The 7,603-nt window shown below is 34.6% G+C and carries 11 protein-coding genes (1 of these 11 cut by a window edge); 6 read left to right on the forward strand and 5 right to left on the reverse strand.

Annotated features, from left to right (window positions below; translation table 11 throughout):
* Positions 1-45: 45 nt before the first annotated feature.
* From HMPREF1481_RS07615 to HMPREF1481_RS07630, 4 genes are all read right to left on the reverse strand, one after another.
* Entirely contained in the window at positions 46-423 is a 378-nt protein-coding gene (locus tag HMPREF1481_RS07615; RefSeq protein ID WP_016466894.1) for a DUF1033 family protein, read from the reverse strand.
* A gap of 136 nt (positions 424-559) precedes the next feature.
* Positions 560-1,618 carry a zinc-dependent alcohol dehydrogenase family protein gene (locus HMPREF1481_RS07620; protein WP_016466895.1) on the reverse strand — a complete coding sequence of 353 codons (1,059 nt, stop codon included), beginning with the start codon at positions 1,616-1,618 and terminating at the stop codon, positions 560-562.
* A 140-nt stretch (positions 1,619-1,758) separates the two neighbouring features.
* Positions 1,759-2,910: an N-acetylglucosamine-6-phosphate deacetylase gene (gene nagA, locus HMPREF1481_RS07625; protein ID WP_016466896.1), complete on the reverse strand. Its 1,152-nt coding sequence runs from the start codon at positions 2,908-2,910 to the stop codon at positions 1,759-1,761.
* Between the two features lie 468 nt (positions 2,911-3,378).
* Positions 3,379-3,777 carry a hypothetical protein gene (locus HMPREF1481_RS07630; RefSeq protein WP_009732039.1) on the reverse strand — a complete coding sequence of 133 codons (399 nt, stop codon included), beginning with the start codon at positions 3,775-3,777 and terminating at the stop codon, positions 3,379-3,381.
* A gap of 172 nt (positions 3,778-3,949) precedes the next feature.
* On the opposite strand from HMPREF1481_RS07630, the gene HMPREF1481_RS07635 reads away from it, so the two are divergent.
* Positions 3,950-4,276, forward strand: coding sequence for a DMT family transporter (locus HMPREF1481_RS07635; protein WP_009732038.1), 327 nt, complete (start codon positions 3,950-3,952; stop codon positions 4,274-4,276).
* A 163-nt stretch (positions 4,277-4,439) separates the two neighbouring features.
* On the opposite strand, the gene HMPREF1481_RS07640 is transcribed toward HMPREF1481_RS07635, so the two are convergent.
* The gene (locus HMPREF1481_RS07640; protein WP_000287814.1) at positions 4,440-4,886 is read right to left on the reverse strand and encodes a helix-turn-helix transcriptional regulator; all 447 of its coding nucleotides are present in this window, start codon (positions 4,884-4,886) and stop codon (positions 4,440-4,442) included.
* Positions 4,887-5,206: 320 nt separating this feature from the next.
* Here HMPREF1481_RS07640 and HMPREF1481_RS07645 point away from each other — a divergent pair, with 320 nt between their 5' ends.
* The 5 genes in view from HMPREF1481_RS07645 to HMPREF1481_RS07665 are tightly spaced (at most 59 nt apart) and all read left to right on the forward strand, a layout consistent with a single transcriptional unit that may run on beyond the window.
* Entirely contained in the window at positions 5,207-5,680 is a 474-nt protein-coding gene (locus HMPREF1481_RS07645; RefSeq protein WP_000182279.1) for a hypothetical protein, read from the forward strand.
* A 40-nt stretch (positions 5,681-5,720) separates the two neighbouring features.
* Positions 5,721-6,917: a replication initiation factor domain-containing protein gene (locus HMPREF1481_RS07650; RefSeq protein WP_016466897.1), complete on the forward strand. Its 1,197-nt coding sequence runs from the start codon at positions 5,721-5,723 to the stop codon at positions 6,915-6,917.
* 2 nt (positions 6,918-6,919) lie between these two features.
* Positions 6,920-7,306 (forward strand): hypothetical protein, encoded by a 387-nt coding sequence (locus HMPREF1481_RS07655; protein ID WP_006595173.1) that lies wholly within the window; start codon positions 6,920-6,922, stop codon positions 7,304-7,306.
* 59 nt (positions 7,307-7,365) lie between these two features.
* A complete protein-coding gene (locus HMPREF1481_RS07660; RefSeq protein ID WP_000598356.1) occupies positions 7,366-7,560 on the forward strand; it encodes a DUF3173 domain-containing protein in 195 nt (64 codons plus the stop codon).
* Between the two features lie 3 nt (positions 7,561-7,563).
* A protein-coding gene (locus HMPREF1481_RS07665; protein ID WP_016466898.1) for a tyrosine-type recombinase/integrase crosses the window boundary here: on the forward strand, positions 7,564-7,603 show its start. It continues 1,094 nt past the right edge of the window; 40 of the gene's 1,134 nt are visible here — the first part of the coding sequence; it begins with the start codon at positions 7,564-7,566; the stop codon falls past the right edge of the window.

Consider the following 7,603-nt stretch of genomic DNA (forward strand, 5'->3'; position numbering starts at 1 on the left):
CCTCAGTTAATTATTCGAAGAAAATACAAAAAAAGAACAACTTTATTAAAAAGTTGTTCCATCATTTTTGATGCGACACGTCCAGTGGATTTCTAAACCAGTTTGTTTTTCATAACCCGGTCTGAATTTTTCATCTGGTATAACTTGACCATCTTCCAGTAAAGCCAAGGAATGATATTGCTGCAGAAATTCATCACATTCCTCACACCAACGCTTATCCTCCGGATTCCAAAATATGGTCATTAAGTCTCCTCGACTTTTATATAGTGGAATTTTCTTTTCCAGTTCAAACCAGCAAGATTTATAATACTTCAAGGCATCATAGTAATTTTCAAATTTCTTACTACTAATGACGTCTTCTTCCCATCCTTCTATGAACCACCAAGGTTCAAAATCCCCGTACATTTCTATAACTCGATACATAGTTTCATTTCCTTTGTATCGTATATTATAGCGAAATTTTAAGAACAATGAAAGAAATTTGCTTGCTTTCACGAATTATCTAATATTTTCAAAAAATCCAGCTATTCTAGAAAGAATAACTGGATTCAAAATTCGACTAACCTTCTGAAATATCGTTTTCAATGATAACCTTAATCGCATGATGATCTGCAGCCTTACCAAATACTTCATAGGCCTTTTCAATTTCACTTAGTTTGAAGTAATGAGTTACCAATTTTTCTGGTTCAATTTTATGGCTTTCTAAAGCTTTCAAAAGCTGAGGAGTTGTGTTGGTAGAAACCAAACCGGTAGTTACGTTAATGTTACGAATCCATAGAGTATCCAAATCAAACTGAACTGGCTTACCATGCACACCACAGTTGGCTACTGTTCCATCTACACCGATAATCTTTTGGCAAAGATCAAACGTTTCAGGAATACCAACAGCTTCTATAGCAACATCGACACCTCTACCATCTGTTAAATCATAAATTTCTTGAATTGCTTTTTCAGGGTCTGAAGAATTAATCTTATGAGTAGCACCGAAAGAAACTGCAGTATCCAAACGGTTATCGTCTAGGTCTACCATGATCAATTTAGCAGGTGAATAGAATTGAGCAGTCAATAGAGCTGCTAAGCCAACTGGACCTGAACCAACGATAGCCACACTACAACCAGGCTCTACTTTCCCTTTTAAGACACCAATTTCATAACCAGTTGGTAGGATATCAGATAACATAACCAAGGCTTCATCAGACAAATCAGCTGGAGTGTGATAGAGAGTATTATCAGCATGAGGAACACGAAGATATTCTGCTTGCATACCGTCGATCAAATGTCCAAAAATCCAACCGCCTTCATCTTCACAGTGTGCATAGATTCCTTTTTTACAGTAGTAGCATTTGCCACAGGCACAAACACAAGAAATCAAAACCTTATCGCCTTTTTTGAAGTTTGAAACGCCTGCTCCAACTTCCTCTACAATCCCGATTCCTTCATGGCCAAGGATAGTTCCACTCTTACATGCAGGGACATCTCCTTTGATAATATGAAGATCTGTTCCACAAATAGTAGTTTTTACAATACGCACAATAGCGTCAGTTGGCTTGAGAATAACTGGTTTATCAACATCAACAAATGAAGCAAGTCCTGGTTTAACATAAGTATAGGCTTTCATAAAGCTTACCTCCGTTTTTTTATTTGTATTGTTTATATCATAATTGTAAGCCTTTTCATAAAGAAAATCAAGTAATATGTGAAGAAATTAACAAACTAAATTAAAAAAAGTAGAAACTAAACTAGTTTCTACTTTAGAGATTATGCTTGATAACGTTTTTCACCATCAAGGTAAGTTGCTACCAATTCCAAATCCTTATCAAGAACAATAAAGTCAGCATCGTAGCCTTCACGGATTTGTCCGCAAACATCATCAATATGAACTGATTTTGCTGGGTTGAGACTGGCCATCATAACTGCTTCATGTGGATTTGCAATGCCCCATTCAACAACATTTTTCAAACCGTCTTTAAGTTTGAGAATAGAACCTGCCAAGTTCCCAGTAGATTTGAGACGTGCAGTACCATTTGCAACCACAACTGGGAATTCTCCTAGCATATAGTCCCCATCTTGCAAACCACCCGCTGTCATACAGTCAGTGATAAGAGCAATATTTTCAGTACCTTTTTGTTTAAGTAGGATGTCACAAGCCTTTGGATCAACGTGATGCCCATCGCAAATCAATTCAGCATAAGTATGTGGCAATTCATACATAGCACCAACCATACCAAGCTCACGGTGAGTTAAGCCACGCATACCATTATAAGCATGAACCCAAACACTTGCACCAGCGTCAACAGCCTTCTTAGCCTGATCAAAAGTTGCATTTGAGTGACCTAAAGCAACAGTTACTCCTTCACCAGTAACCGTACGTACAAAGTCCTCAACACCTTCACGTTCAGGTGCAAGGGCAATTTTATTAAGAAGACCATTAGCAGCCTTCTGCCAAGCACGAAATTCGTCCATTCTAGGATCTTTCATATAAGCAGGGTTTTGAGCTCCCTTATATTTTTCAGTAAAGTACGGTCCTTCAAAATAAATACCACGAATTTTAGCCCCAGTTGCTTCTTTGTAGCGGGCACCAATATTTTCAGTAACAGCAAGTAATTGTTCGTATGATGAAGTTAAAGTTGTTGGCAAAAAGCTAGTAACCCCTGTACTTAAGAGACCTTCACTCATTGTATGAAGAGTACCTTCGATATTATTGTCCATAACATCAACTCCACCAAATCCATGAATATGTGTATCAACAAGACCAGGTGCAATACTATAACCACTATAGTCGATAATTTCAGAACCCTCAGGTACTTGATCCACATGCTTACCAAATTTTCCATCAATAAGTTCTAAAAAACCACCACGACGAACTCCATGAGGATAGAAAAATTGATCAGCTTTAATATATTTAGGCATAATGATAACCTCCGTAATTGATTAATCTAATATTTGTTATGTCAATTACATTATAAACCTTTCTTGCCAATTTGTAAATGGTATAGACCTGTTATGGTTAAAAATTACAAGAAATAAATTAAGATTTAATAAAAATAAAGTAAAAAATGTTTGCTAGATAAAAACAATTATTAAAAATAAATAGTAATTTTAAGTAACTCTGAGAAAAAAATTGAAAGAAAAATAAAAAGACAAGGCTCGAAAACCTTGTCGTTATTACTATACCGGCGGCCGGGGTCGAACCGGCACGTCCTTGCGGACACTGGATTTTGAGTCTAATATTATTAGTTTTAAATCTCAGAAATATTGATTTTATAAGCTTTTTTTCCATAATATTTTTTAAAACTTAGTATCACTTCCAAAGTTTAGATACTTTTTAGTAACTATAAAATGCTAGAAAGTATACTCCTTATTAAAAAGAGTTTTGGACTAGTTTTGTGCAATTTTATTACCCATATCCGTAATAAGAGAGGCTAAATTAATTGCCTTTAATGATTGTAGAAATTGGTTGTGAATATCATTAGACACATAACCAGCTAGCAAAATATGCTCAGCCATGTCATATTGCTTAATCAAGAGAATCTTATCATGTTTTTCATTAAATAAAATCGCACTAATTGCTGTATTAAAGACTGGAAAACGAAAACTCGCACATTGTGAACAATAAGGAATATCTCCCTCATCTTTTAAAAATTTTTTCTCCAAAGGATGCCCACATTCGGGACAACAAGTCATTGTTTTGTCAAATATAGAAACCTCTTTTTTAAAGTTCTTAAAAGTAATTTTACCAGTAAAATCGAGACCACGCAAGACATTGAAATAAATCAAGACTTTTTTTAAAATTTATCTTATGATATACTAAACTTATCAGCTATTGGTTCTGAAAAAGTGTCTGCCACAGTTTTACTACAAATTCTCATGACTTGTGCCAAGATTTATAAAAAACGGATAGCTATAATAGCTCTTAGAGCAAAAACATGACATATAGGAGGTTAAAGACATGTCATACTTTTATCTTTTTATCGCCATTGTAGGAGAGATATTGGGAACTAACCTTTTGAAATTATCAGACGGTTTTACAAAGCCTATTCCAACCGTTTCTGCCCTACTTAGCTATGGCGTTTGTTTCTATTTCCTCTCACTAGCAATGCAAAAAATTCCTTTAGGAATAGCTTATGCAACATGGTCAGCTGTCGGTTTAGTTTTGACAGCCTCTATCGCAGTAATGATTTTCAAAGAAACACTAAATGTTTATAGCATTATCGGTTTAATTTTGATTATCATTGGTGTTGTCATGGTTAACTTATTAGGAAATGCAGGACATTAATAAAACCGGCTCTATACTATTTGTAGTGGGTAAATCCCCTATGGATATTATGGAGCCTATTTTGTTGTAGAAAAAAAGTTCCATAAGAACTATAATGAAAAGCTAGAATTCTGTCAATATTTTGGACACATTTTGGGAGGGAATTTTGAAGACTAGCGTCCTCCTAATTTTCCCAATAAGTTTTAACTTCTTCAAAAATCTTATTCAAAAGTTCTGCATCTTTTTCTGACAACTGATTTTTTTCTATAACTCTATCTTTTAGTTCTGTTGCCTTTATTTTATTTCTTGCCACCGAAACTGCTATTGAATGTTTCAAAATATCAAACTCATCCTTTGAAAAGTTTGCAATATTGGTAAGATCTAATTGTTCTAGAGGTAAACTACTGATAATTGAATAAGGTTTTTGTCCCAGCAAATAATCTGTAGTAGTCCCAAAGATATTTGCTAATTTCACAACGAATTCTAATCCTGGTTCTAACGTTCCATTCTCCCACCGAGAATATGTCCCTTGTTGAACTCCAATTAATTCCGATATTTGTACTTGAGTTAACTTTTTTGATTTTCTGAGAGTTTTTAACCTCTCTGAAAATTTATAATCCTCTGTATACATAATTCTCCTATAGATATTCTTATTCGTATATTTTAGCTTGACAAAATATTCTAAACGGTATAAAATAGAATTATTCCATAAGGAATATTTATTTTGAGATTGAATATTCCATTGAGAATATTATAGCATAAAAGGAGGTAAAAGCGTATGTAATTAGTAGTCGATTTAAAAAATTTTAATAAAGGAGGTAAGATTCGACAAAATAAAAAAATCTTGAAACAAATGTGCCGTTCGTTCCAAGATCAAAACATATTATGTAACAATTATACCACAGAAAACTCTTCAGTTGCACAAGAAAATTTCGGAGGTTTCACAAAAAGATGACCAATAAAGAGTTAGTCAATCAAATTTCTGGCCTAAACTCTACCTCTACTCTTAAAAATTGGATTCAACTGATTAAAGAGATAAGTGGCAAGGAATTTAAGAAAATTAAAGTTCCTATCAGTAGAAATCCCAGAACTCATCAATTAAGTTATACAGTTGCCTATGATTTTACAGACGAAGACCTTAGACAATTTCAAAAGTTAGCTAAACTAAAACTTGAAATAGGTCTAAAAGAGGCTATACAAGCCGTATTTGGGAGTCTAGCAGACAATGAACATGAATCCCTAAACCAAGTAATAGATGAGCTCTACGATGAACTGAGCGCCTTAAAACAGGAATTTAAGCGAGAAATGCGACTGATAAAAATTGAGAATTCCAACCTAAAAAAGAAAATCCAAGATATTGAAGAGTCGATGCAAACCGGCTTACTAGGGTTTGTTAACAAGAGGTCAAAAAATAGGTTCGGCTAATAGCGAGTTTTCGGCTGAGCCATGAGGCAGAAAGCCGAAAATGAGCGTAGATGCGGACGGACCATTTTTGACCGATAGGGTGTGTAGTAACACCACCCTCTGCAAGTTAGGTGTACCATCGAAAGAATTCAGTATTTCCAAGGGTTTCGGAGATTTTAAGGGTGGCAAAATTAAGCAAAAAGTTGAATCAAAATCTATGGCAAAAAATGAACATTTACGTTCTGTATTTGACTGGATTCAAATTCAGTTTGATAAGACTGAATTTTCGCCAAGAGAAATAATCGAAGACATTCTATTTCTTGACTATGACCTATTTATTGAGAATAAAGGGAGCCTTAAATACTATAACTATGATAGCCAGCTTCATTATGGGAATATCCGTATCTACTATGGAGCGAAAGAGTCGTCCTACATGCTTGTCATGTCAGGACAGGCACTCGAGTTCTTTAGAGATATGGTATTAGATCCAAATAGTCTGTCCGAAAGACAGTTGCTGAACAACCTCTACTACAATTACAATCAGTTTTCAGTAAGACGAATTGATATTGCAATAGATGATTTTAATGAAACACCCTATTTCACTCCTAATCAGCTTCTAAAGATTTGTCAGAAGAAACGCTTTATATATGGAAAAAGCACTTACTACAATACCTACGGAGATGAAACAATCGGCCAAACCTTATATTTGAGAAAACCCAATGATGATGAAAGACTTAGAATTTACGATAAACGCTTAGAACGAGCTGAGAAGCTCGGTATCAGCAAGCGGTATATAGAAAATTGGATAAGAACTGAGTTAGAACTTAGGAAAGAAAAAGCTCACTACTTCATTCAAGAATGGTTGCATTCAGAAATAGATCTTCTCAACTTTACCAAGGGATATCTCAAAGAAAAAGTGAGATTCTATAGTGATAGTCATTTCTCAAAACCTTTGAGATCTTGGGAAAAGTTTTTAGGTCACTCAAAACCTGTCTCTATCATTATTTCAAAACCAAAAACAGAACTGGAACAAAAATTAGAATGGTTTACCTATAAAGGTTCAGGAGCTATTCTGAAAGCGTATAAATTTCTATACGACAATAATTTACTGCATGAGTATGAGAAATCTAACTATCTCGCACTCAACAATATGGAATATCCACCAGATTTAGCAAGTGGATTAATAGAAAGGGCAATACTCTTTAAAAGAGAGGATTTGATCCCTACAATCAAAGAAAATATCAAAAGGAGAAATTAATTATGGCAAAAATGCTTTCACAAAATGACTGGAATTTTAATAACATTGGAACAAAATTTGAATTGGATGAAGTTATTCCAAAATTTGAAACGGAAGTCCGAGCAGATGCAAACGGAGAAATTATCAAAAACCGAGATGGTAGCGAAAGACGTTTTAATACCGATAAAATCATTGGTTGGAAATACAATGTAACAATCAAGGATGGACAATTCAAAAAGAAATCAACCCAAGTCTCTGTAGACAATCCAGAAGCTTTAGTTGATAATGACTATATCCAAGCAATGGATGAAGTACCAGTTACATTTGACAATTTACAAGCTACTATGATTAGTTCGACAATGTATTACAAGGCGGATGCTATCCATTTAGTAGATGTAAAACAAAAATAAGTATCAGACAAGGGGAGTTAATCCTCCCCTTACTTAATCTAATTAGAAAAGGAGATCACATGATTAAAACTGTAACAAAAGATGACCTTATCGAACTTGGATTTGCTCCAGGAACTGCAAGAAAGATAATCCATACTGGCAAATTACTATTAGTGAATCGTGGCTTTAATATCTACGATAACAAACGGATTGGTACAATTCCAGCCAGTGTCGCTGAAGAACTACTAGGAATTGAACTTCAGAAAGAAGCATAATGAATGACTATTCGTAAAACTAAAAGTGGTAAATGGACCGTTG

The organism is Streptococcus sp. HPH0090, from assembly GCF_000411475.1.
In the GTDB taxonomy this organism is placed as follows: domain Bacteria; phylum Bacillota; class Bacilli; order Lactobacillales; family Streptococcaceae; genus Streptococcus.

What these genes read in the sequence shown, in the direction of transcription:
- HMPREF1481_RS07640 (WP_000287814.1), bottom strand. Translation starts at nt 4,886, where the DNA reads ATGTATACAGAGGATTATAAATTTTCAGAGAGGTTAAAAACTCTCAGA.
- HMPREF1481_RS07615 (WP_016466894.1), bottom strand. Translation starts at nt 423, where the DNA reads ATGTATCGAGTTATAGAAATGTACGGGGATTTTGAACCTTGGTGGTTC.
- nagA (WP_016466896.1), bottom strand. Translation starts at nt 2,910, where the DNA reads ATGCCTAAATATATTAAAGCTGATCAATTTTTCTATCCTCATGGAGTT.
- HMPREF1481_RS07635 (WP_009732038.1), top strand. Translation starts at nt 3,950, where the DNA reads ATGTCATACTTTTATCTTTTTATCGCCATTGTAGGAGAGATATTGGGA.
- HMPREF1481_RS07650 (WP_016466897.1), top strand. Translation starts at nt 5,721, where the DNA reads ATGAGCGTAGATGCGGACGGACCATTTTTGACCGATAGGGTGTGTAGT.
- HMPREF1481_RS07645 (WP_000182279.1), top strand. Translation starts at nt 5,207, where the DNA reads ATGACCAATAAAGAGTTAGTCAATCAAATTTCTGGCCTAAACTCTACC.
- HMPREF1481_RS07660 (WP_000598356.1), top strand. Translation starts at nt 7,366, where the DNA reads ATGATTAAAACTGTAACAAAAGATGACCTTATCGAACTTGGATTTGCT.
- HMPREF1481_RS07620 (WP_016466895.1), bottom strand. Translation starts at nt 1,618, where the DNA reads ATGAAAGCCTATACTTATGTTAAACCAGGACTTGCTTCATTTGTTGAT.
- HMPREF1481_RS07655 (WP_006595173.1), top strand. Translation starts at nt 6,920, where the DNA reads ATGGCAAAAATGCTTTCACAAAATGACTGGAATTTTAATAACATTGGA.